This window comes from Candidatus Methylomirabilota bacterium (assembly GCA_028870115.1).
Lineage (GTDB): Bacteria > Methylomirabilota > Methylomirabilia > Methylomirabilales > Methylomirabilaceae > Methylomirabilis.
In genome coordinates this window covers 1-25,975 of record JAGWQH010000086.1, presented here as the reverse complement: position 1 = coordinate 25,975, position 25,975 = coordinate 1, and the positions used below count along the sequence as shown (strand labels likewise).

Annotated in this window: 26 protein-coding genes; 9 read left to right on the top strand and 17 right to left on the bottom strand. The window is 59.0% G+C overall.

The window, feature by feature from the left end:
• Nucleotides 1-215: 215 nt before the first annotated feature.
• The 11 genes from KGL31_09960 to KGL31_09910 all read right to left on the bottom strand — a co-directional run bounded on the left by KGL31_09960 (nucleotide 216) and on the right by KGL31_09910 (nucleotide 12,274).
• Entirely contained in the window at nucleotides 216-1,712 is a 1,497-nt protein-coding gene (locus KGL31_09960; GenBank protein MDE2322222.1) for a B12-binding domain-containing radical SAM protein, read from the bottom strand.
• Between the two features lie 178 nt (nucleotides 1,713-1,890).
• Entirely contained in the window at nucleotides 1,891-2,805 is a 915-nt protein-coding gene (locus KGL31_09955) for a L,D-transpeptidase (GenBank protein ID MDE2322221.1), read from the bottom strand.
• Entirely contained in the window at nucleotides 2,802-3,368 is a 567-nt protein-coding gene (locus KGL31_09950) for a DUF882 domain-containing protein (protein MDE2322220.1), read from the bottom strand. Before KGL31_09950 ends, KGL31_09955 begins: the two co-directional genes overlap by 4 nt.
• A 416-nt stretch (nucleotides 3,369-3,784) precedes the next feature.
• Complete coding sequence (locus tag KGL31_09945) at nucleotides 3,785-4,951, bottom strand: ABC transporter permease (GenBank protein ID MDE2322219.1); 1,167 nt, start codon at nucleotides 4,949-4,951, stop codon at nucleotides 3,785-3,787.
• Between the two features lie 16 nt (nucleotides 4,952-4,967).
• Entirely contained in the window at nucleotides 4,968-6,125 is a 1,158-nt protein-coding gene (locus KGL31_09940) for an ABC transporter permease (protein ID MDE2322218.1), read from the bottom strand.
• Between the two features lie 7 nt (nucleotides 6,126-6,132).
• On the bottom strand, nucleotides 6,133-6,855 hold the full coding sequence (locus KGL31_09935; protein MDE2322217.1) for an ABC transporter ATP-binding protein: 723 nt from the start codon (nucleotides 6,853-6,855) through the stop codon (nucleotides 6,133-6,135).
• Between the two features lie 19 nt (nucleotides 6,856-6,874).
• Nucleotides 6,875-8,086, bottom strand: coding sequence for an efflux RND transporter periplasmic adaptor subunit (locus tag KGL31_09930; GenBank protein MDE2322216.1), 1,212 nt, complete (start codon nucleotides 8,084-8,086; stop codon nucleotides 6,875-6,877).
• A 28-nt stretch (nucleotides 8,087-8,114) separates the two neighbouring features.
• The gene (locus KGL31_09925; GenBank protein MDE2322215.1) at nucleotides 8,115-8,909 is read right to left on the bottom strand and encodes a hypothetical protein; all 795 of its coding nucleotides are present in this window, start codon (nucleotides 8,907-8,909) and stop codon (nucleotides 8,115-8,117) included.
• Nucleotides 8,881-10,833, bottom strand: a complete 1,953-nt coding sequence (gene shc / locus KGL31_09920; protein ID MDE2322214.1) for a squalene--hopene cyclase — start codon at nucleotides 10,831-10,833, stop codon at nucleotides 8,881-8,883. The genes KGL31_09925 and shc overlap by 29 nt, the downstream gene beginning before the upstream one ends.
• Before the next feature lie 62 nt (nucleotides 10,834-10,895).
• Nucleotides 10,896-11,897: an adenosyl-hopene transferase HpnH gene (gene hpnH / locus KGL31_09915; protein ID MDE2322213.1), complete on the bottom strand. Its 1,002-nt coding sequence runs from the start codon at nucleotides 11,895-11,897 to the stop codon at nucleotides 10,896-10,898.
• Nucleotides 11,894-12,274, bottom strand: coding sequence for a hypothetical protein (locus tag KGL31_09910; protein ID MDE2322212.1), 381 nt, complete (start codon nucleotides 12,272-12,274; stop codon nucleotides 11,894-11,896). Before KGL31_09910 ends, hpnH begins: the two co-directional genes overlap by 4 nt.
• Nucleotides 12,275-12,644: 370 nt before the next feature.
• On the opposite strand from KGL31_09910, the gene KGL31_09905 reads away from it, so the two are divergent.
• From KGL31_09905 to hpt, 4 genes are all read left to right on the top strand, one after another.
• The gene (locus KGL31_09905) at nucleotides 12,645-13,004 is read left to right on the top strand and encodes a GIY-YIG nuclease family protein (protein MDE2322211.1); all 360 of its coding nucleotides are present in this window, start codon (nucleotides 12,645-12,647) and stop codon (nucleotides 13,002-13,004) included.
• A gap of 190 nt (nucleotides 13,005-13,194) precedes the next feature.
• Complete coding sequence (locus KGL31_09900) at nucleotides 13,195-14,502, top strand: citrate synthase (protein MDE2322210.1); 1,308 nt, start codon at nucleotides 13,195-13,197, stop codon at nucleotides 14,500-14,502.
• Nucleotides 14,503-14,515: 13 nt separating this feature from the next.
• Nucleotides 14,516-15,454 carry a cytidylate kinase-like family protein gene (locus KGL31_09895; protein ID MDE2322209.1) on the top strand — a complete coding sequence of 313 codons (939 nt, stop codon included), beginning with the start codon at nucleotides 14,516-14,518 and terminating at the stop codon, nucleotides 15,452-15,454.
• Nucleotides 15,455-15,708: 254 nt separating this feature from the next.
• Nucleotides 15,709-16,257: a hypoxanthine phosphoribosyltransferase gene (gene hpt, locus KGL31_09890; protein MDE2322208.1), complete on the top strand. Its 549-nt coding sequence runs from the start codon at nucleotides 15,709-15,711 to the stop codon at nucleotides 16,255-16,257.
• A gap of 31 nt (nucleotides 16,258-16,288) precedes the next feature.
• On the opposite strand, the gene KGL31_09885 is transcribed toward hpt, so the two are convergent.
• The 6 genes from KGL31_09885 to KGL31_09860 all read right to left on the bottom strand — a co-directional run bounded on the left by KGL31_09885 (nucleotide 16,289) and on the right by KGL31_09860 (nucleotide 20,245).
• Nucleotides 16,289-16,804, bottom strand: a complete 516-nt coding sequence (locus KGL31_09885) for an RDD family protein (protein MDE2322207.1) — start codon at nucleotides 16,802-16,804, stop codon at nucleotides 16,289-16,291.
• Nucleotides 16,797-16,985, bottom strand: a complete 189-nt coding sequence (locus tag KGL31_09880) for a hypothetical protein (GenBank protein ID MDE2322206.1) — start codon at nucleotides 16,983-16,985, stop codon at nucleotides 16,797-16,799. Before KGL31_09880 ends, KGL31_09885 begins: the two co-directional genes overlap by 8 nt.
• 669 nt (nucleotides 16,986-17,654) lie before the next feature.
• The gene (locus KGL31_09875) at nucleotides 17,655-17,855 is read right to left on the bottom strand and encodes a hypothetical protein (GenBank protein ID MDE2322205.1); all 201 of its coding nucleotides are present in this window, start codon (nucleotides 17,853-17,855) and stop codon (nucleotides 17,655-17,657) included.
• A complete protein-coding gene (locus KGL31_09870) occupies nucleotides 17,852-18,136 on the bottom strand; it encodes a DUF4258 domain-containing protein (GenBank protein ID MDE2322204.1) in 285 nt (94 codons plus the stop codon). Before KGL31_09870 ends, KGL31_09875 begins: the two co-directional genes overlap by 4 nt.
• Before the next feature lie 138 nt (nucleotides 18,137-18,274).
• Nucleotides 18,275-19,204 carry a hypothetical protein gene (locus KGL31_09865; protein ID MDE2322203.1) on the bottom strand — a complete coding sequence of 310 codons (930 nt, stop codon included), beginning with the start codon at nucleotides 19,202-19,204 and terminating at the stop codon, nucleotides 18,275-18,277.
• 30 nt (nucleotides 19,205-19,234) lie between these two features.
• Entirely contained in the window at nucleotides 19,235-20,245 is a 1,011-nt protein-coding gene (locus tag KGL31_09860) for a hypothetical protein (protein ID MDE2322202.1), read from the bottom strand.
• A 482-nt stretch (nucleotides 20,246-20,727) separates the two neighbouring features.
• Between KGL31_09860 and KGL31_09855 the strand changes: the two genes are divergently transcribed.
• The 5 genes from KGL31_09855 to KGL31_09835 form a co-directional block, all read left to right on the top strand.
• The gene (locus KGL31_09855; GenBank protein MDE2322201.1) at nucleotides 20,728-21,078 is read left to right on the top strand and encodes a zinc ribbon domain-containing protein; all 351 of its coding nucleotides are present in this window, start codon (nucleotides 20,728-20,730) and stop codon (nucleotides 21,076-21,078) included.
• Nucleotides 21,079-21,199: 121 nt separating this feature from the next.
• Complete coding sequence (locus tag KGL31_09850; GenBank protein ID MDE2322200.1) at nucleotides 21,200-22,339, top strand: alanine--glyoxylate aminotransferase family protein; 1,140 nt, start codon at nucleotides 21,200-21,202, stop codon at nucleotides 22,337-22,339.
• Nucleotides 22,340-22,409: 70 nt separating this feature from the next.
• Nucleotides 22,410-23,990 (top strand): phosphoglycerate dehydrogenase, encoded by a 1,581-nt coding sequence (gene serA / locus KGL31_09845; protein MDE2322199.1) that lies wholly within the window; start codon nucleotides 22,410-22,412, stop codon nucleotides 23,988-23,990.
• A gap of 91 nt (nucleotides 23,991-24,081) precedes the next feature.
• On the top strand, nucleotides 24,082-25,395 hold the full coding sequence (gene hisZ / locus KGL31_09840; GenBank protein MDE2322198.1) for an ATP phosphoribosyltransferase regulatory subunit: 1,314 nt from the start codon (nucleotides 24,082-24,084) through the stop codon (nucleotides 25,393-25,395).
• Nucleotides 25,383-25,975, top strand: a 593-nt coding sequence (locus tag KGL31_09835) for an adenylosuccinate synthetase (protein ID MDE2322197.1), incomplete at its 3' end; no start/stop codon positions are given. The genes hisZ and KGL31_09835, both read left to right, overlap by 13 nt.

Sequence of the window (25,975 nt, the reverse complement as noted above, 5' to 3'; positions counted from 1 at the left end):
GCGCCAGCAGCCAGTGCCCCGGCATCTTATCAACTTGCAGCCCGTGTCCCGGCAGGATCTCCTCGTGTTCATTCATGAGCGTTTTTCGCTTTCTCCTTCGGCTGTGTAGTCCGTCACCCAGAGCCACACATCTCACAGTTGCGGATCCGTAACCGGTGGCTTGATTCATGGGTGTTACCGTATCGGGGTTACAATACCATAGTTTTGACGCCGGGTCAGAGATACTCGCGCTCGGCCTGGCGGATGGCGCGATAGCGCTCGAAGGCCTGCCGTGGGTCTTCGAGTCCCAGCAGCGATTTGAGGGTGCTGCCGCGCAACAGGTGGGCGAGCATCCGGAGCCCGTTATGCAGTACGAAGAAGGGGCTGTGCGTAAACGCGACCGGCAGGTGGCGAAGCTTCATCCACCGGTCGGCCCGCCACCGCCTAAACTCAATCTCCTCAGCCGAGAGGTGCTCGCTTCGTACGATGGCGGTCGTGCCGTCGTACTCTTCGAGCCGTTCGTTGATGATCAGCCCATGGTCGCGAAACTCCTTGGTCATCGGCGTGCGCGGATACGGTGTCGGATGCTGGATGTACGGCCAGTCAATATACGCTCTGGCAAACTCGATGTTGGTCTCAAGGGAGGCGCGGGTATCGTTCGGATTGCCAATGATCAGCCCGCCGACCACGTAGATCTTATGTCGGTGTAGAAAGTCGATCGCCTTGATCGCAGCATTGCCGGCCGTGTGACCGTCCTCGCGCTTGATATTTTTGCGGCGGGCACGCAGGAATGTCAGGTCCTCATCGAGGATGTTCTCGATGCCGAGAAAGACGTAGCGAAAGCCCGCCCGGCGCATAAGCGGTGCGAGTTGCTCGCCATGATTGGCGATGACCGAGGTCATGGCCTGCACCGTGTAGTCGATATTGTAGAGCCCGGCATCGATGATGGTGTGGCAGAGCGCCTCGAACCGCCGCACATTGAGCATGATATTATCATCGACAATGAAGATCGCCTGCGCGCCGTGGTTGCGTGCATCGCGGATGTCCGCAATCACCCGGTCCAGCGGGTAGGTGTGGAAATTGCGGCCGCGCATCGCGATAATCGAGCAGAAGCTGCAATCGAAGGTGCAGCCGCGCGATGTTTCGATGACATCGACCTGCCGGCCGAGCACGGTGTACCCAGCCAGCACCCGCGCGTCGCGGTTGGACAGCCGTATCTCGCCATCTTCGAGGGAGTTGGCCGGCCGGTCCGGATTGTGAGAAAAGTGGTCGCCGCTCCTGTACGACAGGCCCAAGATCTGATCGTACCCGCTCTGATTCTCGATGGCACGCAGGAGCTCGCGGAAGGTAATCTCGCCCTCACCGCGCACGATGAAGTCGACACTGCCCCAAGAGCTATCAGTATATGCTTCTGTGGCCATACTCGGATCGTAGCCGCCGACGACAACGCGCAAATCGGGGCTGCAGGAGCGCACAAGGTCGATGATCTTCCTCGCGGTCTTGCGCTGGAAGGTCATCACTGATAGTCCGAGCACATCGGGGTTGATCTGGCGCACGAGCCGCTCGATGGTCTCGCGGACACGCCGCTGGACGAGAATCAGGTCTGCTACAGCAACTTGGTGATGGGGATCGATATTGCCGGCGAGGGACGTGAGGGCGGCGTTGGGCATCCGGATGGTGACCGTCGGCATGTGCTCGAATGAATCGGGCATGGAGAGCAGCAGGATGTTCATAGTGCTTCTCCCGGCGCTCGCGCGCCACACGGCCATTACGTCCAATAGGACCATTCCGCTAGTTGGCCCCATACTAATGCAACCACATGCAAAGCGCAAGAGGCCGGAGCGTTGGCTATGGTGTACGTGCCCCAACCTTTACTCAACCGTGCATGCAGGCTGCTAGGGGCGACGCTGATTATCGCGCAGGCGCAGCATCAGGAGAAACAGGCCACGCAGTTTGATGCGCCGTTTCGGGAGCGATTCGAGAGGAGGGTCTGGTGCGTGGGCCGTCCTGGCTTAATCGTCGCAGCGGGGCCGGCGCACGCCCTACAATCAACATCCGTGGCCCATTGTCCAGGATCCGATACTTCTCGTTCTCAGGCAGAGGCGACAGTACCCAGTTGTAGAGGATCTTGGCATCTTCAAGGATCGGTTTGCGGGGATATCCGTAGTACCTAGCCTGCATCGCCTCGTCGTACAGTCCGATGCAGCCGTGCGAGGCCGGATATCCGGGAACGTCACGCCCATGAATCCAGAATGCGACACCTTCCCTGTTGATGTAGAATCGAAGCGCGTAGTTCATCGGATACGGGATGCTGGTCTTCTCGATGGTATAGCGGGAAGAATGGTGATGGTGGTGAGCGGCAGTAATAGTAAATTCGCCTGCGGGCGTTTCGTTTCTCCGCTCACCTGTAGCGACCGGCGCCGAAAACGCCAGTCGACCATGCTCATAGGCGCCGAGGAACTGCTCCGCGAGATCGATCAGAATAAACTTGGCCTCGCCGGCTGCTGAGGGGTACTCCTGAGGCATCGGTGTGAAATTGGCCACATCCTCAAGGTGCTTGGGAACCTTTAGAAAGATGCCGGGAAAGGCATGGCGCCGGTCGATCCGGTTGAATCGGGCCACATCCACCCACTGGTTTCCGAACAGGGTTTCCAGCGTCTCGCGGGCGCGCAGGCGCCGACACCCCCAGTCCACCCTGGCATCACTGGGATACTGAATGGCACATCGCGAAGAAGGAGGGAAACCCGCGCTCCGGAGTTCACCGGGTGTAGAGAACAGGAGGAAGCAGACGAGAGCGGCAGTACGCCAAAGAGGCCGGCTGCTCACCAGTACCTGAATGTTCCGGAATCCAGATGGACAAAGCCTCTGCGGGGATAATAGCCCACGCCACCATATCTCAGATCGAGTGCAGTCTTCTTGATCACATTCGGGTTAACCCCCGGGATGCGAAAATCTATTGCCTTACCAGCCAGGTGAAGGCTATGCCTTGCCACTCCCCTTCTTTTTCTGACCAGCAGTCGATTGTACTCAGGCGACCTGAAACCTGATATGACGTGGATTTCGTTGTCTCCACCCAACTGCTTATCCACCGTATTCACAAACTCAATCACTCGAACGTCCATCTTAGTTGCCCGATTCGTATAATGACAACGAAGGAGATAGTCGAGGGCCTCCAAGGCATCCGGGTCATATTGGCCGGATGGGTCCCTGTAGGTGACGTCTAGCCGCTCATTTGTGTGGGTGTTATACAGGGAGAGCCTCCCCTCTGAGACAGGCGAGGCGATCAGATCCTGCGCCCACGCCGGCTCGCCGACCAGCAAGAAGGCAGACGCGAGAGAAGCCTTCAGGAAGGATCTTCGTGTCCAAAAGTGATGAGCCGATCCCGACATCCTGACCTCCATAGATTGCACATCGAATAGCCGTTGCGCTAAGAAGCGCGCATAACGATAACAGAAAAAGCGCGCGAGGGTCAAGAGGAAAATAGAAAGTTGGAAAGAAGGCGCTGAGCGGTAGAGGAGGTCCAGCCCACCGGGATAAGGGCCGTCCGATCGGTGAAAGATCGCTCTAGGACCCGCATGGCCACATCTTACTCACGGCGAGGGAACGTACCAGCAGGTGGAAGAGGAAGTCAAGAGGAATGACTGTCCCGGAAGGATCGGACCGCGTAGCAAGGCAGGTCGTGGGCGGTCGTCCCATGCCAGGCGTACGGCAAGATTCCGATGACCAACGACCGCGCTTTCAGAGCGGGCCGCATCTGATGCGATTGCAGCGTAAATCTCCCCTCAGAGATCATGCGGTTCTTGCGCTAAGCCGTCCGTAAGGCGTCTACGATCTTTAAGCGCGCCGCGCGCACCGCGGGCAGAAACCCGCCGGCCAGCCCCATCGTGAGCGCGAACATGAGCGACTTTCCGACGATCTCCGGCGTGAGCGTGAACCGGAAGGCCAGTTCCGAGAATGACTGCCAGTTCATCGTCGAGATCTGGACGAGTTGCATCGCCGAGGCGAACGTCAGCCCTACCACCCAGCCGGTAAGTCCGAGGAAGAGCGCCTCTGCGAGAAACGCCACGAGGATCGAGCCCCGCCGGAATCCGAGGACCCGCAGCGCGCCGATCTCTGACGTGCGGGTCGCCACCGCCGCGTACATGGTGATCATCGCGCCGATCATCGCGCCGACCGAGAAGATGACCGAGAGGGTCAGCCCGAGGTAGCTGATGAAGTTCGACATGGCCTGCGACTGCTCCTCGTAGAAGGTACGCTCGCGCTTCACGTCGAGTGTGAGCCGCGGGTCGGACTCCAGTCGCCGCTTCAGCGCCTCAAACTGCGACGGGTCGGCGAGGCGCGCGGCGACCGACGAGAACGCCGTCCGTCGGAATGCCTGAAGCATCTGCTCACCGTCGCCCCACACCTCAGAGTCGAACGCCGATCCGCCGGCGTCGAATACACCGACTACCGTCCAGTCGCGGCCGCCAAAACGCAGCCGTTCGCCGATACCTGTGCCGTCGAAGCGCTCGGCGATGCTCCTGCCTACCGTGATCTCAGTGCTGCCCGGCCGAAACATCCGTCCGGAGATTACCCCGACCTGCGGGCGGATGGCGAGACCCTCCGCGCCCACCCCGCGCACGGTAACATTAGTCGGCACGCCGGTCCCGCGCTTCGGCTGCGTGATCAGTACGACCACCTCTTTCGACGCCATCCGCGTCCCGCCTGGGCCGAGTGCGATCTCCGGTTGGCTCTCTATGATCGCCGCCTGCGCGCGCGAGACCCCGCTTTGGATCTCTGTGCCGGAGGAGCGGCGCGTGACGAGGATGTTGTTGGGCTGCCCGGTGGCCACGAGCGTTTTCTTGAGTCCGGCGTCGAGCATCATCACCGCGGCAAACACAAAGACCACAAGGGCCATCCCACCCGCGGTCAGCGCGGTGGTGTACTTGCGGGCCCAGAGGTTACGTACACTGTACGAAATGGGAATCGGCATGGTTTTACCTCCGCAATCACCCGATCGCGCGGAGCCCTTCGACGATCTTTATCGTTGCCGCCCGCCGCCCGGGTACGGCCGCCGCGACGATCCCGATGCCAAGCGCGCAAAGGATCTGTAGTGCGACGGTCTCGCCGCTTACCTTGAATACTGGGAACAGCGTGCCGACCTTTGCTGCAAACCAATCGCTGACCGGAAATGTGGCCGCAATGCCGATCGCCGCTCCGATAGCGGCGATTGCGACCGATTCGCCAACGATAAGCGCTGCGATGTAAACGGGCGAAAACCCGAGGACTTTGAGTGTCGCATACTCGGAGAGCCGCTCGCGGGCGGTCATCGCCATCGTATTTGCCATGACCGCGAGGATAATGACGATCACCACATAGGACACGACCCTGATCGCAATGACCAGCGCCTCGGTCTGCTTGACAAAGCCGATCTGGAACGCCCGCTCGGTTTCGGTCAGCGTCTCGGCAAGCGAGTTCTTGAACACGGCGTCGATCGCGCGGCTCACCTCGGCGACGCGGTCGATGTCGGTGACGTCGACAAGATAGACGCCGACCTGATCGGTCTGGCGCCCGGTGCGCTTTTTCATCGTCTCGTTGAGATACTCCCAGTGAAAGAACATCTGCGAGGTATCGGTTTTGGTGTCGGCGCCATCGTAGATAGCACGTACCGTGAACTCCCAGGTGCCGGGGTAGATTGTCCCGCGCAGCGGCAGAGCGTCGCCGACCTTAAGGTGATATGTACTGGCTAGCTTGCGGCCGATGACGCCACCCTTGCGGTCGCGCAGAAAGGCTGCAAACTCCTCCGGTGCGATGAGATATTCGGGATACATAGCGAAATAGGTGCGCGGCTCGATGGCGAACTGCGGGAAGAAGTTCTTCGGATCCTGATAGATGCCGGCGAACCAGGTGGCGTGCGATACAGCGCGCACCCCGTCGACGGCGCGGATCTGGTCACGATAGCTGAGCGGCAGATGAAAGACCAGCGAGACGGAGTTGCGCGTCACGAGCCGCGTCGGGGCCGCGCCAGCCGCACCCGCGTACCACGCGTCCACGACTGTCTGCAACAGCCCGAACGAGAGGATCGCGACAACCAGTCCGAGCAGCGTGAGCGCAGTGCGCAGCCTGTGGCGCAGCGCGTTGCGGAGGATGAGCTTCAGGAACTGCATCGGGCGCTCACCTTAGCGACCGCTCGTGCACATCGGTCGCCGTCGACAGCTCGCCCTTATCGAGATACATGATCGCATGGGCCTGATCGGCGGCACGGCGGTCGTGTGTGACCATCACGATCGTCTTGCCGAGGTCGGTGTTCAGGCGATCCATGAGCGTAAGCACCTCCTCGGCCGAGTGGCGGTCAAGATCGCCGGTCGGCTCGTCGGCTACGATCAGCCGCGGGTCGGTAATGATCGCGCGCGCGATCGCGACACGCTGCTGCTGCCCGCCGGAGAGCTCCGAAGGATAGTGCACCATGCGGTCAGACAGGTCGACAAGCGCGAGCGCCGCTTCCACGTGCTCGCGCCGCTCACGGCGGGTGAGACGCGTCAGCGTGAGAGGCAGCTCGACGTTCTCGAAGGCCGTCAGGACCGGTATCAGGTTGTAAAACTGGAAGATGAAGCCGACCGTACCCGCGCGCCAGTCCGCGAGCTCGGTCTCCGACAGCCGGGTGATATCGACATCATCAAAGAGGATCTGTCCGGCGTCTGGCTTGTCGATACCGGCGATCAGATTGAGCAACGTCGACTTGCCGGATCCCGATGGACCCATCAGGCCGAGGAAGTCACCCGCGCGTACCTCGAATGTGATGTCGGTCAGCACCGGCACGATCTGCCCGCCGCGTCGGTAGGACTTCGCGACGTTGCGAATGGCGATCAGCGGCAGCGGAGAGGCGGTCTCATCCACTAGCGGTTGCCTCCTGCCGTCACTTCCGATCTACCTTGACGCGCGTACCGTCGGTGAGCCTGTCGAGAGGCGTAAGGACGACCTTCTCCCCGACCGGGACGCCGCTTACCTCGACCAGATCACCGAGCGCGCGGCCGGTCTCGACCTTGGTGCGCATCGCCCTGCCGTCTTTCAGGATGAAGACGACCTTCATACCGTCGCGCTCGACGACCGCCTGCCTCGGGACGGCGGTGACCGGCTTCCGATCGGCCAGCGCAACCTCGCGCTCGAGGAATGCGACCTTCGCGCTCATATCCGGCAGTACGCGCTCGTCGTGGTCCACAAGCCCGATCTTGACCATTACCGTCGCCTTCGCGCGGTCGACGGTCGGTACGATCCGGTTCACCATGCCGGCAAAGCGCGTATCGGGCACGGCGTCGAGCTGAATCTCGCACGGCTGGCCGACCTTAATCCGACCGAGCGAGGACTCCGCCACGTCGGCTTCGATCTCAAGCGTCGACATATCGGCGATGGTCACGACCGCGCCCTTGGTGTCGATGGCACTCGAGAACGGGGTAATGTTGTCGCCGACGTTTGCGTTCTTAGTGAGCACCACCCCGTCGAAAGGCGCGCGGATCAATGTCTGGTCGAACGAGACGTCCGCCGCCTTGAGATTTGCCCGCGCGACTGCAATGGCAGCCGCGCTCGAGCGCACCGCCGCGCGCGCCTTGTCGGCTCGCGCCACCGCGGTGTCGAGTTCCAATTCGCTGATAAGCTTGTTCTGTGACAGCTCGCGCCAGCGCGCCAAGTTGCGTTCGGCGTCGAGCAGCTCGGCCTGCGCCTGATCGAGGTTCGCCTCAGTGACCTTAACGTTTGCCGCTGCCTGTTCGCGGGCCGCTGCGACGTCGCGACTCTCAAGCCGCGCGATGGCCTCATCCTTCTTGACGTGGGTGCCTTCCATTACGCCGAGCCATTCGAGACGTCCCGTCGCTTTCGACGCCACCGCGGCCTTGCGCTGCGCAACGACGTAGCCGGTGGCGTTCAGCGCGGTGACCGCCTGCGACGGATACGCGGTCGTCACCGAGGCGGTCTCCACGGTCACAGGCCCGCTGAGGCCGCCGGAGAATCCCAGGACCGCCCCGGCGACCAACAAGGCGAGACCCACCGCCCAAGGCCACCGCCGTCGGCGTGCGCGCGGGGCGCGGGCCGCGGTCCGGTCAATGCTCAGTTTTGAGAGATCGGGACTACCCACGATATGCCTCTGAGGAAGGGTGCACGAGTCAACTCAGGGTGGATGAGAGTTCCTGGAGCAGCAGGCCGAGGCGCGCGCAAATCGCCTTCGTCCGAAGGCCCAGTCTAACTAGGGTGGGAAAGGTGAACGGATGCGTGATCAGGTATCGGATCAATCGGGGCAGGTGTGGTTCCCCCTCCGTGTTGAGGAATTGATCGAAGCCGATCCCAAGATCTTCGTGGATTGGATCGAGGACGCCGCGAAGGGCCAGGAAAGGGACCGAACAGGCCGAGGCCGCAGACGCAATAGCCGCACTCTCCATATCCAGGGCTATGGCGCCCGATTCCGCTGCCAGTCGGCGCTTTTCCTCCACCGTCAGTACGATGCGGTCAACAGTGAGGATTGGGCCGAGACTGTACCGACTGCCCCATTGTCGGATGATGGTCATGGCTACGTCCTGCAAGCCGGAATCGCACGGGAAGCTTTCCAGCCTCGAGCCCTTCTCCCTTCGAAGGATCACCCGGTCTCCCACAATCAGGTCCCCTGTCTGTAACTGAGAGCTCAGTCCGCCTGCGACGCCGAGCGATAAGGCCGCGGCGATGGGCATCTCCTCAAAGAGGCGGTGGGCGGCGGTTTCCGCGTTGTCCGGTCCCATTCCCGTCCTGGCCAGTAAGAGATTGCGGCCGTCTACCTCGACCCTGACGATCGAGTCGGATCGGTGCGCCGATCGACAGGTCGGCCGTAAGAAAGTGGCGAGAGGCTTCATCTCTGCCTGGGTCGCCACGAAGATGGCGAACGGCGCGTCGCGGACCTTGCTAGTCCGAGCGGTTTGCGCCGTCTTCATTATGGCCGGAGGCGGCCTTCTGCAGAAGGGTGCGATACAGGGAAAGGGCCCAGAGCGGAAAGTAAAGACGGTAGAGATGATACCGAAGATAAAAGACGCGGGGGAATCCTGTTCCAGTGAATTCTCGTTCCTCCCACCCTCCATCCGCGCACTGAGTCCGGAGGAGGTAGTCGATACCCCTTTCCACCGCGGGATGTCGTACGACGCCCGCGTGCAAGAGTCCCAAGAGCGCCCAGGCGGTTTGTGAGGCGGTACTGGGGCCCTGGCCGGCTGTTCGGGGGTTCTCGTAGGAATAGCATGATTCCCCCCAGCCGCCGTCGGGGTTCTGATGACTGATCAGCCAGTCAACAGCTCGCCGGATGTACGGCTGGTCCATCCGCTCTCCGATGGCTCGAAGGCCCGCCAGAACCGACCAGGTGCCGTAAATGTAATTGACTCCCCATCGGCCGAACCAGCACCCTGCCGGTTCCTGCTCGCGCTTGAGGAACGCGATCGCGCGTTGAGCCACAGGGGCTGCATTGCTCCACCCCAGGTGACCGAGCATCTCAAGCATCCGTCCGGTCAGGTCCGCCGTAGGCGGGTCGAGCAGCGCCTTGTGATCCGCGAAGGGGATCTCGTTCAGGAACAGTTTGTTGTTGTCCTTATCGTATGATGCCCAGCCTCCATCGCTTGACTGCATCGGGAGGACCCACTTGAGTGCCTGTGCGAGCGCCGCGTCTTTCGTCGCTTGGTCAGGAAGATCGGTCTTGATCAGGGCGGTCATCACCACCGCGCTGTCGTCGACATCGGGATAGAACTCGTTCTCGAACTGAAAGTACCAGCCGCCCGGCTCGGCCTCCGGGGCCCTGACCTTCCAGTCCCCCATCGTTCGGGTCTGCTTCGAGAGCAGCCATTCGCACGCGCTGATAAGCGCAGGGTGATCGGTCGGCAACCCCGAGGCAATCAGCGCATTCACCGCCAGACAGGTGTCCCAGCTCGGGGGGAAACAGGGCTGTACGTGGAGCGTCCGATTATCTTCCACCTCGAGGGCTTCGATCTGCTTGAAGGCCCTTGCCACCAAAGAGTGCTCGACCTCGTAGCCCAGACAGCGCAGCGCGATGACCGAGTTTGCCATGGCCGGATAGATCCCGCCGAGGCCACCTTCCCCCATTCGGCGAAGCATCCAAGCCGTGGCCCGCTCCATCGCCAACCGACGGAAGTGGGGTATCGGATGCCACTCATACCAACGGAGCATCCGGTCGGCGGCTAAGAAAAGGTTTCGCCTCGAAAGCGGCTGGGAATCCTTGGGAAACCAGTAGTCATGCTTCGGCACGTTCCCCCCACGAAGCTCCGCGAGATCGGCGCCGGCAGGGACCGGCGTGATCGGTTTGTGGGCGAAGATGATCATCAATGGGGTCAGGACCGTTCTGGACCAGTAGGAGATCGCATGCATATTAAACAACGACCCTTGGGGGAGGAGAAACAGCTCGATCGGCATAGCCGGGACGCCGCGCCAATCGAATTGACCGAAGAGGGCGAGGGTAAACTTAGTGAAGACATTAGCACGAAAGAGCCCGCCCTGACTTAGAATAACCTCTCGGGCCCTCCGCATGAACGGCTCGGTTTTGGGGTGGCCGCACAATTTTAGCGCGAAATAGGCCTTGACCGTAGTACTCAGGTGGCTCGGCCCGCCATGGTAGATGCTCCAGCCGCCATCCGGCAGTTGCGTATCGCGTAGGTAGGCTGCAGCCTTCCGCTGCTTGGTTTCATCCACTTTGCCGAGCAGGTAACGGAGCATGAGGTACTCTGAGGTAAGTGTGGAGTCGGCCTCTAGTTCTGCTGCCCAGAAGCCTGCAGGATCTTGTATGGCCAGAAGCCGGGACCGGGCCTGTTCGATCGCCTCGTCAAGCAGGCTCTTATCGATGTGCGAGGCGGTCTCTTCCAGGAGGGGCGACCGGCCGGTCGCCCCTACCATCTTCTCCATTTCAGACGGCACCGGCATAGCGCTCACTCCAAAAAGTTCCAGACGGCCATCCTGAGCATGTCTTTGGGGCTGTTTCGGAGTCCGCGAACGACGGAGGCCTCGAAGCCGGAGTGCATCTTGCAATTGTAGCAGCGCGGGTCCTGACGGGACTCCCAGTAGTCCCAATCCGTACTTTGCCAGAACTCTTCAAACGTCCGGAAATACTTCTCTCCGATGAGATAGCACGGCCCCTTCCAGCCTTGAGGGGTATAGGTGACAGTGCTCCACGGCGAACAGGGGTACTCGCGCAGGCCGGCCGCAAATTCGAGAAACATCGGGGTGGAGGTTAGTCGATACCGCTTCGACAGTTCGAGAACCTTTTGAAACTTTTGGTGGATCTCTTCACGGGCCAGAAAGAAATCGGACTCGACCGAGGTGTAGTGGTAGCCGGGCGTGAGAAGCATCCCGTTTACCTGGTACTCCTGCAGCAGGTGGCACAGCGCCTCGACCTCATTCAGATCGGTCTCCTTGAAGATGGTTGTATTTGTCGTGATGCGATAACCAAACCGCTTACCTTCTTTGATCATATCCAACGCCTTATCGAAGACGCCTTCTTTGTCGCAGACCTGGTCATGGGTCTGTCTCAGCCCATCCAGGTGGATATTCAGAGTGAGCCGGTTATGCGGCGCAATCCGGCCGTAGACGTTTCGATCAAGCAGCAACCCGTTCGTACACAGATAGATATGCCGCTTGCGCGCAATAATCCCCTCCACCAGCCCTTTCAGTTCAGGGTAGATGGTGGGCTCCCCGCCGCAGATCGAGACGACCGGGGCGCCGGAGTCGTCCGCCGCCTTCAGACACTCCTCCAGTGTCAACCGATCCTCGATTCTCCCGGTGTGCCGCTCAACGGAGCACCCCAAACACGCCAGGTTACACGTATACAGCGGTTCGAGCATGAGGACGAACGGATACCGCTTGTTCCCTTTGAGTGCTTGGCGGATTTGGTGTTGAATCATATCCGTTGTGATGTGCAGCGGAAATCTCATGACAGTACTCCACGGCTGACAAATCTGTGCGCTGTCCCCCACTGCCAGTAACGTGTGAAGACCATCCACGTAATTGGGATATACAGGAAGACGCCGCTTATCTCAAGTAGCTTCTCGCCATTGACGAAGGTCATCACGAGGTCAAAGACCAGGATCAGGTAGTAGAGCATGGCGCCGCTGTAGAAACCGAAAGGAATCCCGTGTCTGGTGGAGGAGCACTCGGCCGTAGACGCGACACCCCAGGCAATCCCCGTAAACAGGTCAGTCCGCCGCCCTCCAATGGCGACAGAGGCCGCCGTCAGATAGAACGCCAGGAACAGAAAAACGTAGGGTCTTAAGAAAACCGTAGTAACAAGGAGTTGGATCGCTTCCGCCATTCAGCTCCCTCGCACTAACCAGCCAACTGGCATCCGGAATTTAGCATAATGTCATTCTGAATACTGCGTGAACAGTCATAGATGCAGCGGTGGGTCAGCGGGTCAGGGACGAAGTAGAAACCCGGCATTCGGGTTTCTCCGGCCATGGGAATGGATACTACCCCAAGGGTAGGGTGCATTCCAAGCCGCAAACCTACCGTATTGTGGCAATATAGGCCACCGAGACTGATCAGCCATTGGCCGTTCACGCGGGAGTCTGATATATATCACATTTGACTCGACGCTGGCAATCTCAAAAGAACGCAGTCCGTGCAGGATGACTACACATGCGGAACCTTTCCTCCTGTGGTCAAAGTGTAAGAACGGACCCATGACGAGAGGGAACTATCAACTTATCTTGTATCTGCCGAAAGCGACAGCGCTGCAGGTGGGAAGGCGGGGGACTTTTCTTTTTCCGGCAGGACGATATGTCTATACGGGCAGCGCGTTGAACGGTGTCGAACGTCGCCTGGCCAGGCATCAACGACAGAACAAGAGGTTGCATTGGCATATCGATTACTTCTTACGCTACGCCCGGATCACCAGTATCAGGATATTTCCCACGCCACGGAACGTCGAATGCGCGCTGAATCGAAAGGTGCTCAGGCGGCCGGAGGCGCAGGTAATTGCCAAAGGCTTTGGGTCCAGCGACTGCCGATGCGTATCACACCTCGTGTTCCTTAGGCAGTGACGGACGTAAAGTCTGATCTCAGAATTTACACCTTAACCTGCGGTCCACATTGTGGGGTACCCTCTACTCTGCTATCCTGATTTATGCTAGTATCAACTCCTATAAATTACGTGGCTTACGAGGTACCACCCGGACTCTACAGCTCAAGAGAGGGATGTGGGAGGAGTCGCTCCGTGCGAGGAGGAGCTTCATGGCTGACAGCTTGACCATTATCGACAACCGAACCGAGAAGAAATACGAAATCCCTATCGAGCACGGGACGATCAAGGCCATGGATCTCCGGCAGATCAAAATCTCTGACGGCGATTTTGGATTGATGAGCTATGACCCGTCGTTCGCTAACACCGCTTGCTGCAAGAGCCAGATCACGTTCATCGATGGTGAACGGGGAGTCTTGCTGCATAGAGGCTATCCCATTGAGCAGTTAGCCGAGAAAAGCACCTACTTGGAGACCGCGTACCTCCTCATCCACGGCGATCTCCCCAGCGGCGAACAGATGGATGAATTCGTGAACCAAGTCACACGTCATACCATGGTCCATGAGAACATCAAGAAGTTGATGGATGGCTTTCACTACGATGCCCACCCGATGGGGATCCTCCTGGGGACGGTCGGCGCTCTCTCGACTTTTTATCCGGATGCCAAGAATATTATGGATCCGGAATCCCGCCACAGGCAGATCATCCGCCTGATGGCCAAGATGCCGACGCTGGCGGCGTATGCCTATCGACATAGCCGTGGGTTGCCGTACACCTACCCGGACAACAACCTGAGCTTCACCGGTAACTTCCTCAATATGCTATTCCGGATTACAGAGCCGACCTACTACCCGCATCCTGTATTGGAAAGAGCCTTAGATGTTCTGTTTATTCTACATGCCGACCACGAGCAGAACTGCAGTGGCAATGCCATGCGTTCCGTCGGCAGCTCCCACGTAGACCCGTTCTCCGCCGTAGCCGCAGCCATAGCGGCCCTCTACGGCCCTCTGCATGGAGGGGCCAATGAGGCTGTGCTGCGGATGCTGAAGGAGATCGGATCGGTAGATAAAGTGGCCGCACATATCAAGAAGGTCAAGGCCGGCGAAGTGCGATTGATGGGATTCGGGCATCGAGTCTACAAGAACTACGATCCCAGGGCCAAGGTCATCAAGCGGCTGGCTGAGGAGGTGTTTGAGGTTACAGGAAAAAATCCCTTGCTGGAGATAGCCCTCGAACTGGAGAGAATCGCGCTTCAGGATGAGTACTTCATCACGCGAAAGCTCTATCCAAATATCGATTTTTACACCGGCTTGATCTACGAGGCGATGAAGTTCCCGATGGATATGTTTCCGGTGCTCTTCGCCATCCCCAGGACAGCCGGGTGGGTTGCCCAGTGGGAGGAAATGCTCCTCGACCCGGAACAGAAGATCGCACGTCCCAGGCAGATCTATCTTGGTCAACTACGGCGCGACTATTACCCAATAGCCAAACGAGTGAGTCAGGCGCCAGGAAGAGATTGATGAAGCGAATCGTATGGCTATCATCACCATCTCCAGACAGATCGGAAGCGGCGGCGATGAGATCGCTGCCCGGCTGGCTAAAGAGCTTCAGTTTACGCTCGTAGACCACACCTTGCTCGCCGAGTTGCTGAAAGCGCAAGGGCTCCCAAGGTCGGACTTCGAAGCGCTCGATGAGGAAGAGGCCGAGGAAGAGCGACAGCATCCTGAGCAGGATCGAATCTACGTGGATCTCCTACCCACACTGATTACGGATCTAGCTACAGAAAAAAACCTTGTGGTGCTGGGTCGTGGGGGTCAATGTATCTTTCGAGGGTGTCCCGGCGCATTGCATGTGCGGGTGGTGGCCGGTGCGAAAGGGCGGGTCAGACGCCTTATGGACGAACGTGGCATAGAAGAGTACTCTGCGGCTCGTCTGGTTGAGGAGAGCGATGAGACTAGGCGGCGCTTCATCCGGTATCACTACGGGGAAGATATCGACGCCGCTGTTCAGTACGATCTGGTCATGAATACCGATCGCCTGAGCGTGGAGACAGCGACGCGCCTCGTCCAACTTGCCGTAGAGATGGTCGATCTCATAGGGAAGGGGCGGGAAATCGGGCACTGGCTTGAAGTGGCCAGGCCACTCCCCTTCGCTCATCCCAGCGAGGAGGAGTTTGCAAAGGTCCTGGATTTCTACCAAATACGATGGGAGTATGAACCCAGGACCTTTCCTCTGGCCTGGGATGAGGCGGGCAACGCGACCGAAGCCTTTTCGCCGGACTTCTATCTTGTTGATTTCGACCTCTTTATTGAACTGACCACGCTCAAGCAGAGCCTGGTAACAGAGAAAAATCGGAAGATCAGACGATTCCGGGAGCTGTATCCAGAGATCACACTGAAGGTGTTTTATGGGCGAGACTACCGGAACTTACTCGCTAAGTATGGGCTTACAAAAAAAATTAGCTCCAAGTGACCCTTCGGCCTTCATGCGTTCCCAGTCACACAACCTTTCAGATTTTCCTGGGTTTTCGTGATCCTTCCGCCAGCTTCACTAGCCTGGTGTGTTAACATCCAACCCAGGACCTTCTGAAACACCCTGGTACTTACTGGTGGCCTTCAGACCTCTTGGAGCTATCTAATATATAGGACGAGCCCTAGTTGTTGTCAAGGGGGAGCATATAAAATTCTCGATTCTCGCCATTTTTGGAGTCCGAGATGCGCCACAACATGATCCAGGACCTTGCTGAAGTCTTAATACCTGAAGAAGCGATTGCTCATCGCATCAGGGAATTGGGAGCTGAAATTTCACAGGATTATCTCGGCAAAGAGCTTGTCCTTGCCGGTGTACTGAGGGGGGCCTCATTCTTTCTGGCCGATCTGGCAAGAGCCATATCTATTCCCCTCGTCATCGATTTTATTTCTATTTCAAGCTATGGCCCGGCAACCAAAGCCTCCGGCGTCGTCGGTATCAGAAAGGACCTCGATGAAAGTATTGGTGGCCGTAACCTCCTTGTCATAGAAGATATTGTGGATACCGGTCTCACCCTGAGTTACCTGCTGAAGATCTTTCGGGCTCGCCAGCCGTCCAGCTTGCAGGTTTGCACGTTCTTGGACCGAAAGGTGCGTCGTATTATTGACCTCCCCATTGCCTATCGGGGATTTGAAATTCCTGAGAAGTTCATAGTCGGCTACGGGCTCGATTACAATCAGCGCTATCGCAACCTGCCCTGCATTGGTACCCTGAAACCGGAGTTGATGGAGGTCCAACACCTCTAACAGGTTAACGCTGTGCAGATGTACGTGGGCGTTAGGGCGTGCGTGGAAGGCGGATCACGGACGTGCCTGCCAGCATGTCATGCAGAGCACGTTTCTGCCGGGTAAATGCGATCATCAGGAAGCCAAGACTGAGAAGCAGCAGCGAGAGTATCCAACACAGCGAGCGAAGCAGTGCCCTGCCATAGGTCATCTCCTGATCGTCAGTTCGGACAACCTTCAGACGAAAAAGTGTCTTTCCAGGGGTCTGCCCACACGATCCGACAAAGATGGTAAAATAGATGACCCCGCTGAATAGGACGATGGCAGCGCTTGCATATCCGGCCAATGCGATCACCTGGTCATTGATCTCACCGCCCAACTGACCGCCGAGATAAATGGTTATCAGCGCGCCAAATGTCAGAACGATGGTGGCCAGAAAGAGGCAGACAAGATCAGCGATCCATGCCGCCAGTCTAATCCAGAATCCGGCCTTACGTTCCTGAGGCCCCGCGACAATGTGCCCACTGTTGATCGGTGCGGCAGGATCGCAGTACTCAACGTTACTCACCGCCCCTCTGTCTGTTAGCCGCTGCCAGCGCATCCGTGAAGCGGAATCCGCACTCCTCACACCGGCGGAAGAGGGGTTTGAGCATCTCGCCAACGAGTCCTGCCGTAACGATGTAGTAGATGAACGATGTCTTTGGCGGAAACTCCCGTTCCTGGTTACACTTGGGGCAGTGAATAGCCATCAGCAACTCCTCACAATGTATCGGCGTATCGGCCCAACGCGTCAGGTTTTCTTTTGCGGTTCCTATCAATAGAGTTGTATCTTCTCAACTCTTCCCCTGGGAAAACTGTTCTGCAAGCTTGCGTCCATTGGGTGTGTTCGCTAAGATCAGCGTTGTATTTCCGCATGCGGGGCATACCTTTCGGCGAGTTGACTGGCGCCACAGGCTATAGAGAAGGCCGGGAATGACAAATGCCAACCACAGTATAATCTCGATTACAAATGAGCCTCTGGTCTTTGATTGAGGCATGTCAGTCTGAGCGCCGCAGGATGTACAGATCAGGGGTTGGTCGGAGCGCCTTAACGACAAGAGGGCACGCCCACCCACCACAAAGATCGCTACGAGTAATAGCAACGGGATCAGCCAACGGAGTACTTCCATCAAGGTATTCCTCCTTAACTCCAGCGTACAGCGCGGTAGACCAGACTGTCATGAGACCGATCCAGCGATTTCAATTCGTGAAGCATCCGAGCAACGCGGTGATTCTCTCGCCTTTGCGGAGACTTGTCAAGGTTCGCCATGACCCGCTGTTGACCTATCTGCTACAAGGCAGGGTGGGCCATTGCGGGCGCAGCGAGGCGCGAGCAGAGGCTGCAGGGAGTGAGTTCCAGTGCGACGGTCAACCGTACTTCACGCCGCTTGGTGTTTGGCGATCAGTTCTCGAACCTGAGGAACGAGTTCAGTGGGGACTTCCATCGTAGTCTGATCTGCCGCCTCAAACGCGGCCTCGTCCTCTGCCACAGCTTCTTCTTCCGTTTGCGATTCATAGTGGACAAGGACCCGTTTGACGCGCTGCTCGTCCCATCCGGGGGGGAATTTACTCTCTTTCATTTGCTTTTCCTCCGGCGACGGCGTCTATAAGCGGTGAGTGGATTGCCGTAAAGCTCATACGCCGTGATTACGAATACACTGTCTGGCTCTGGATCTGGCACATATATTACCCGCAAATACCGTCCACTCAAAGTGCGGCCAATTGCGACTCGCGACCCTTCGCGTCCAGGCCGATCTTCTCCGGCCCGTTGTAGTACCTGTTCCACTTCCGCTTCCGAGACATCGTGGCTATAGATATGGGGCAACTCTGCTTCGGGATCGATATAATACCGTATCCTCACGGATCCTTCGCCTTTTCGTTGCGGCTGACGTTCAGGCTGAACAGTTGGCGGGGTCTTCCCGCTCAGGCCTGTTTGAACACCGGATCGAAATGACCGTACCGGTTATCTCAACCCTTATTGGTTAGGCGTCACGTTGTCTTACTTCTTCCCAGTCAGGGTCTCAACCGCCGCCCTGAAGAGCGACGCAAAAGACTCGATGGTAGTTTCCCCGGGTTCTACTCGGAACACAGCCTCCTTCCATTGGTCTTCGTATCTCATCATCTCAGTCCCTTTGGGCGAGAGGCTGCGAGCGACATCCTCGGAAAGTTTGAAGAAGAAGGCGAACGACTTAGACCCGATCCACTTGATGCCGAAGGCGTTAAAGAAGCCGTGATTGAAGCCACAATAGTGCTTGTTGAACTTGGGTTCGAGGGGCCACCCTGACTTCTGAACGAAAGCGGTGGTCTGTTCCACATAACTGAGGAAGTGCTGGACGCTCGCCTTGTTGTAATGAGCCTCGTAGAACTCGCGATCGTACACGGGGAGACCATGGGTGGGGCGCACCTTGGCAGGGATCTCTGGTTCCAGGCGGTTTACCAGCAAGAACTCGTTACTGTCTTCGATCCAGCGCTTCACCTCAACAAGATCGACCGGGTAGTTGATCTTCCCAACCAAGGCAAGAGTGGACGGGTCTATCGAGGGGGCTATCACGATGATCCGAACTTCGTACTGTTCAAACGAAATCCCGACATCCTCCGGCTGTTCGGGAGCCTCTAGCCATAGCGCCTTGATCGAATCAGGATTCGACTCGGCCCAGAAGGCATATTGCAGGACCTGCGGAAGGATTGCGGCATCAACAGGAACGTTCTTCATCTCCACAATGCAGACGTTCCCGTCGCTATCGACCCCGACGATGTCAGGGATTCCTGGCTTTCTCCCACCCCGGACTTGGCGTCTAAGGAGGTAGACGTCTTCGAGAAGCCCCTTCGTCTCGAAGACTGCGCGCTCGAACTCCTCTTCAGACTTGAAGGGTACGGAAAGGAGGTTCAGTGTGGCGCCAGCCTTCCGTCTCCAAAACAAGTTCGCCACGGGTTCTCCTGCCTTTCTGGCCGTGCGACGTCAGGGCTCGCTCTGCCGGAACGAGGCCGGCATGAGCCACTTGAGGACCTCCGTGGCACCAGCCACATTATCAGGATCCAACGGATATCTGTCCTTCGGCTTCAAGATGTTCAAGTATGCCGAAGGTTTAGTACTGAAGGCTCCGTCGTTTGTACGCCGATACAGCTTGTAGCAGTAGCCATTGGTCACAAGGATCACACGGCAGTTCTTGAAGTGGGCGGCGTAGGTCTCGGCCTGCCCACGGGCGAAGTCCAGTCCAGACGCAAAGCCCTTGGTCTCAATTAGAACCACGATGTCTTCATCCTGGCACTGAAGAAAGGGTCCGGTGAAGCAGGCAATATCAACGCGACCGACGCCCTTGACTGGGAACTCGATCTTGAGTTGCTGCTCTGCCCACCCAAGGGCAAGAAGCAACGGCACGACGAGGAAGGTGCGGGTCTCGTGCTCGCGGATGTCGTCCCATCGCCAACTGAAGTAGTAGTAGTCTGCGAGAAGCCTGATTCGCCGTATCGCTTCCGTCAGATCGTCAGCCGCCGAGATACGCAGGCCCAGCCTGATGAGGAAGGCCAGGATGGTGTCGAGATCGACTTCCTTGGTCCCACGTGGCTCGCCTGCGTAGGTGGAGGCCGGTGCTTGCAGGAGACGCTCGGCTGCTCCAAGGTGCTCCGATTGACGCGTCTGGTAGATGGTTCCCATCTTTAGGCCGGTCGCTGTTTCGGGTCTCTCTGGTCGATGCCACTCAACGTGGCACCAACCTGCCAAGTCCCAACCGTCGAAGTCCCGCAACCACTCCTTGTCTCCGTCGCCGGACACGGCGCCGTTACGCTTCACGACTCTCCCAGCCGCAAGGAACTCAGAGAGACCCCTCTTGAGCAGGATCGTGTCGCCAACGGTGACTTGCTTCATGCATTCCCGCTGTCCGTCGCCACCGACGAATGCCATACCAAACTGAAAGAAGGAATCGGCGTAGTCGCGACCTCTGTCGCCCGCCGAGACGATCCATGTTGTCACTGGCGTCTCCTGCGAGGGTGCGTCGAACTGTTGAGTAGCTTGGCCAGCCTATCTTCCATGCAGAAACGTTCAATGGTTGCGGCGATTCTCCCGCCTTTGCAAGGACTTGTCAAGGCTTGCTATGACCCGCTGTTGATCGGCACACAGTGCTCTGAAGGTCCTCCTCCTCACCCTCGCCCTCTCCTCCAAAGGAGGCGAGGGGAAGAGAGGGCCTGTGTCTATGGGGGTTTCGCGGACGCACGGAGCATTGCGGGAGATCAACGGGTGCGCGGCAATCTGGGTGCAGAACGGTTGGATTGCTTCGCTACGCTCGCAATGACGCAACCCAATGTCTTTCCGGGAAGCCGTCTGGGCTTGACAGCGGGGGGGCGATCTGGTAACTGCTAACGCCAGATGGTGGCGTGTTGCGCCGAGCTTCGGCGGGCGCAGCCGCTGGCGGTACCGGATGGTGATAAGCTTGAATGGAGAAGAAGAGGTGTACGATGCCAATATATGAATACGCGTGTCACAGTTGCAGGAAGCGAGTGAGCCTGCTGATCAGGAATATCCATAACCCCGACATACCTGTTTGCCCTCGCTGTGGGGGTCGGGAGTTGACGCGGCTGCTCTCACGGTTTGCGGTGGTCAAGTCTGAAGAGAGCCGTTTTGAGCGAATGGCTGACCCCAGCAATTTCGGCGATCTTGATGAGAACGATCCGAAAAGTGTGGCGCGCTGGGCCAAGCGGATGGGGAAAGAGATGGGCGAGGACGTTGGCGAGGACTTTGACGAAATGATGGAAGAGGCTATGGACGGAGAGGGGACGGCCGAGGGGGGAGCGGAGATTACGGAGTAAGCGACGGATGCGCGCCTGGCCTTTCCGACCGCGTTTCGCCTTGACAGTCGCGCGCCGTTTTGGATATAGTCGGCACGGATTAAAGGGACGTATCGGCTTCATCACAACGATAGAGGCAGCGATGAAAAAGCGACATTTATTAGCGCCGGGCCCGACTCCGGTCCTCCCGGAAGCTTTACTGGCGATGGCCAGGCCGATCCTGTATCATCGCGGTCCGGAGTACGAAGTCCTCCTGGGTCGAGTCCGGGAAGGGCTCAAATTCCTCTTCCAGACCAAAAACGAGGTGCTGTTGTTCACGTCATCCGGCACGGGCGGGATGGAGGGAACGGTGGTGAACACGCTCTCGCCCGGCGATCGAGCCGTGGTCATCAGGAGCGGCAAGTTCGGCGAGCGCTGGGGGGAGATCTGTGAAGCCTATGGCCTTCAGCCGCAGTATATCGATGTGGAGTGGGGGCGGACGGTAGAGCCTGACCTCGTGGCGGAAGCGCTCGCCGCTGATCCCACCATCAAGGCCGTCTTTGCCACGCACACTGAAAGCTCCACGGGTGTCCTGCACGATATTGAGGCTATCGCCCGGATCGTCGGAAAGACGCCCGCCATTCTGGTCGTTGACGCCATTATGAGTCTGGGGGTGGCGGACCTGCCGATGGATGCCTGGGGGGTGGATGTCGTCGTGGGCGGATCTCAGAAGGGATTGATGATCCCGCCGGGGCTCGCCTTCTGCGCGCTCTCCGACAAAGCTTGGGCAATGGTGCAGCAGTCACACCTGCCGAAGTTCTACTTCAACTTCCTGGCGGAGCGGAAGAGCCTGGAGAAGAATCAGAATACCTTCACACCGGCGGTCCCGTTAGTGATGGCGCTTCACGAGTCCCTCGCCGCGATCAGAGCGGAGGGCCTCGCCGCGCTTTTCGCCCGGCATGATCGACTTGCACGGGCGACCCGCGCTGGCGTCAGGGCGCTCGGACTCGAACTGTTCGCCGACCGGCCTACCCCGGCGCTGACCGCCGTGAACGCCCCGTCGGGCATCGGGGCCGGCGCCATTGTGAAGACGCTTCGAACGGCCCACGGCATCACCATCTCGGGCGGACAGGCTCAGCTAAAGGGGAAGATCTTCCGTCTGGCCCACCTCGGATACGCAGACGAATCCGATGTTGTGCTCTGCCTTGCGGCACTGGAACGAACCCTCACCGATCTCGGCTATCCGGTCAAGCTGGGCGAGGGGGTACAGGCGGTTCAGGAGGTGCTGAGCCAGGCAGGCTGAAGACGGCTCCGGTGCTTCGCCTCTCTCCGGTGCAGATACCGATATGGACAAACTGAGTCGAGGGGAACGGATGCGGATCCTTGTGAGCGATGGCCTCTCGCCACGCGGCATCGAGGTGCTGCGCCAGGCCGAAGGGTTTGAGGTCGATGAGCAGCGCAAGTTGAGCCCCGAGGCGCTGCAAGAGTGCATCGACAACTACGATGGCCTGATCGTCCGAAGCGCCACTAAGGTGACCGCGCCGATCCTGCGGGCCGCGCGCCGACTGAAGGTGGTAGGGAGGGCGGGCGTCGGAGTGGATAATATCGACGTCGAGGCGGCGACGGCTCGCGGAATCCTGGTGATGAATGCCCCGAGCGGTAATACCCTGACCACCGCCGAGCATACTTTCTCGCTTCTGCTGGCTCTCGCCAAGAATATCCCGCAGGCGACCGCCTCGATGAAGGGTGGCCGGTGGGAGAAGGGCGCGTTCCTCAGCGTCGAGGTGGGAGGCAAGACATTAGGGATTATCGGTTTGGGGCGGATCGGAGGCGAGGTAGCTCGACGCGCCAAAGGGTTCGCCATGCGCGTCATCGTCTCTGATCCCTTTGTCTCTGAGGAGGCCGCGATAGCGCTGGGGGTCGAACTGGTAGAGCTCCCGGAGCTGTTCCAACGATCCGATTTTCTCACGATTCACACCCCCATCACTCCGGAGACGTACCATCTCATCGATCGCGATGCCATCGCGCAGATGAAGACGGGGGTTCGGATTATTAATTGTGCGAGGGGCGGGATTGTGGACGAGGTGGCCCTGTATGAGGCGATGAAGGCCGGCAAGGTTGCAGGAGCGGCCATGGACGTGTTTGAACAGGAGCCAACCACCGACTCGTCGCTGTTTACACTCAACAACTTCGTCTGCACCCCGCACATCGGCGCGGCGAGCGAGGAAGCTCAAGAGAATGTTGCCGTCGAGATCGCCCAGCAGGTCGTCGAGTACCTCCAGAAAGGGCTCATCAGGAACGCCGTGAATGCCCCGTCGATCGACCCGGCGTTGCACAAGGTGCTTCAGCCGTACCTCACCCTGTCCGAGAAACTGGGTCGCTTGGCCTCTCAGCTTGCCGAGGGGGGTCTCCGGCAGATCCGGATCGATTACCGGGGCGAGATCGCGGGCTACGACCCGGCACCGCTCACGGCGTCCGTCGTCAAGGGGACGCTGGACCCCTTCTTGGGCGATGAGGTCAACTACGTCAATGCCTTGGCCCTGGCGAAAGGGCGTGGTATCCGGATCATTGAGAGTAAGGTACTGGAGGAGGCCGACTACGCAAGCCTCATCACCGTCTCGGTCAAGGGCGACCGTGGTACGAGTGAGGTCGCGGGGACGCTCTTCAGTCGCCGAGAGCCCAGGGTCGTCCGGATCAACGAATTCCGTCTGGAAGCCATCCCCGAAGGGTACCTCCTGATCTTCTCCAACCTGGATGTGCCTGGGGTCATTGGGACGATCGGTACTCTGCTCGGAAAGCACCGAGTCAACATTGCCGGGATGCAGTTGGGGCGGGAGCGGCCTGGCGGTCGAGCCGTATCAGTGGTGAATGTCGACAATCCTGTTCCCGCTCATGTCATAGACGAAATCCGGCGGCTCCCCAATATTGTCTTCGTCAAGCTTGTGAAGGCCTAAAGATAGCCGTCAGCGTAGGGGCAGGGCTTACCCTGCCCAATGCGGGCGCAGCAAGCAGCGCCCCTACACTGCCGCTGAATGCTGATCCCTGATGAGCGACTTCGAATATTCCTCCAAGACCGCCATCCCGAAAGGGGTTCGGGTCTTTCCGCCGGAGGAGACCGGGCTGCGCCGCTGGGCTGAGCGCCGGATCCTTACGGTCTTCGAGCGATGGGGGTTCCAAGAGGTTATCACCCCGACGTTCGAATACCTGGAGGTCTTCTCGGGAGAACCGGAGCGGGAGGGCGGAGACAAGATCTTCAAGTTCGTCGACCGGCAGACCGGCCGTCTGCTCGCGCTGCGGTACGACCCGACCCCTCAGGTGGGGCGCCTCGCAGCGACCACCCTTCGACACCGTCCCCTTCCGTTGCGTCTTTCGTATGTGACGAATATCTTTCGCGACGAGGCCCCTCAGACAGGCCGGCAGCGCGAGTATGTCCAGCTTGGCGTGGAGTTGATCGGGCTGGAGCGGCCGGAGGCCGATGCTGAGATAGTGGCGATGGCGGTGGAAGGCTGCCGGGCGCTCGGCTTGCGGCGCTTTCAGATCGATGTCGGCCAGATCGAGTATGTGCGGGGGCTCGTCGATGCCCTGGGACTCGGACCCGAAGAACGCCGAGCGCTTGTCTCGGCCATCGACAGGAAAGATACCGTCGAGATCGAACTGCTCGTGCGAGGTCTGGACGCGGACGAGAAGTCCAAGCAGGCCGTGTTGGAACTGCCGATGCTCTATGGAGGGAAGGAGGTCCTGGCTCGCGCGCGGGACCTGGGGCCCAACCGGCGCTCACAGGAGGCCCTGCGAAACCTTGCCCAGGTTTATGAGGTGCTGGAGCAATACGGTCTGGCGGATCAGGTCATCATTGATCTGGGTGAAGCAAGGGCCTTCGAGTATCACACCGGCGTGACCTTTGCGGCATTTGCGAAAGGCCTGGGTTCCGAGATCTCACGCGGCGGCCGATACGACGACCTGATCGGCGGGTTCGGGTATCCCTGCCCCGCTACCGGCTTTGCCTTCGATCTGGACAGGGTCATGGAGGCGGTGGCGACCGAGAACCGGTCTCCGCTTGCCACCGGCCAGAGGTTCCTTATTATCGACTTTAATCTTGATAAGCGGCACGCCCTTCGCGTCGCGCGGCTTCTGCGGGAACAGGGGTACACGGCGGCGAGAGACATCATCACGCGGGATCTGGAAGGCTCATTTGACTATGCCAAGAGATCCGGGATCGGCCGAGTGATCGTGCTGGGTCTTCCTCATCTGCCTCAAGATGAGTTGCTTATCAGAGATCTTGCCTCCGGGACTGAGGAGCGGGTCCCGGTAGAGCGATTTTGCGGCGAGGTCGAACGTGGAGAGCGGCAGTGGCTAATGTAATCGTTGTCGGCACGCAGTGGGGCGACGAAGGGAAGGGGAAGATCGTTGATCTCCTCTCAGAATATTTCGATGCGGTGGCCCGGTACCAGGGTGGGTCCAACGCCGGCCATACGGTCGTCGTAGAAGAGGAGAAGATCGTCCTGCATCTGGTCCCGTCAGGCGTGCTGAGGAAAGGGAAGGTCTGCATTCTGGGGAATGGCGTGGTGATTGATCTGACCGCCCTCATCCAGGAAATGGATCAGCTTGGCAGGCTGCACGTGAAGATCGAGGAGAACTTCTTTATCAGCAAGAACGCGCATCTGGTGCTCCCCTACCATGCGATCCTGGACGCCGAACTGGAGCGGCTCCGAGAGGGTCGACAGATCGGGACCACCAGACGCGGGATCGGTCCGGCCTATGTCGATAAGATGGCGAGGACGGGGATCCGTGTGGGTGATCTGGCCGACCGCGACTTCTTCAAGGAGCGGCTCCGCAATAATCTTGAAGAGAAGCGGGTCCAGTTCCCCCATCATCAGGAGTTGCAGGAGCTGGATTACGAAAAGATGGCGGCGGAGCAGCTTGAACAGTTCGAGCGTGTTCG

Coding starts and splice junctions, on each gene's coding strand:
- KGL31_09960 (MDE2322222.1), bottom strand. CDS start 1,712: ATGAACATCCTGCTGCTCTCCATGCCCGATTCATTCGAGCACATGCCG.
- KGL31_09950 (MDE2322220.1), bottom strand. CDS start 3,368: ATGTCGGGATCGGCTCATCACTTTTGGACACGAAGATCCTTCCTGAAG.
- KGL31_09945 (MDE2322219.1), bottom strand. CDS start 4,951: ATGCCGATTCCCATTTCGTACAGTGTACGTAACCTCTGGGCCCGCAAG.
- KGL31_09940 (MDE2322218.1), bottom strand. CDS start 6,125: ATGCAGTTCCTGAAGCTCATCCTCCGCAACGCGCTGCGCCACAGGCTG.
- KGL31_09925 (MDE2322215.1), bottom strand. CDS start 8,909: ATGAAGACGGCGCAAACCGCTCGGACTAGCAAGGTCCGCGACGCGCCG.
- hpnH (MDE2322213.1), bottom strand. CDS start 11,897: ATGAGATTTCCGCTGCACATCACAACGGATATGATTCAACACCAAATC.
- KGL31_09910 (MDE2322212.1), bottom strand. CDS start 12,274: ATGGCGGAAGCGATCCAACTCCTTGTTACTACGGTTTTCTTAAGACCC.
- KGL31_09905 (MDE2322211.1), top strand. CDS start 12,645: ATGACGAGAGGGAACTATCAACTTATCTTGTATCTGCCGAAAGCGACA.
- KGL31_09900 (MDE2322210.1), top strand. CDS start 13,195: ATGGCTGACAGCTTGACCATTATCGACAACCGAACCGAGAAGAAATAC.
- KGL31_09895 (MDE2322209.1), top strand. CDS start 14,516: ATGGCTATCATCACCATCTCCAGACAGATCGGAAGCGGCGGCGATGAG.
- hpt (MDE2322208.1), top strand. CDS start 15,709: ATGATCCAGGACCTTGCTGAAGTCTTAATACCTGAAGAAGCGATTGCT.
- KGL31_09880 (MDE2322206.1), bottom strand. CDS start 16,985: ATGGCTATTCACTGCCCCAAGTGTAACCAGGAACGGGAGTTTCCGCCA.
- KGL31_09875 (MDE2322205.1), bottom strand. CDS start 17,855: ATGAAAGAGAGTAAATTCCCCCCCGGATGGGACGAGCAGCGCGTCAAA.
- KGL31_09855 (MDE2322201.1), top strand. CDS start 20,728: ATGCCAATATATGAATACGCGTGTCACAGTTGCAGGAAGCGAGTGAGC.
- KGL31_09850 (MDE2322200.1), top strand. CDS start 21,200: ATGAAAAAGCGACATTTATTAGCGCCGGGCCCGACTCCGGTCCTCCCG.
- serA (MDE2322199.1), top strand. CDS start 22,410: ATGCGGATCCTTGTGAGCGATGGCCTCTCGCCACGCGGCATCGAGGTG.
- hisZ (MDE2322198.1), top strand. CDS start 24,082: ATGAGCGACTTCGAATATTCCTCCAAGACCGCCATCCCGAAAGGGGTT.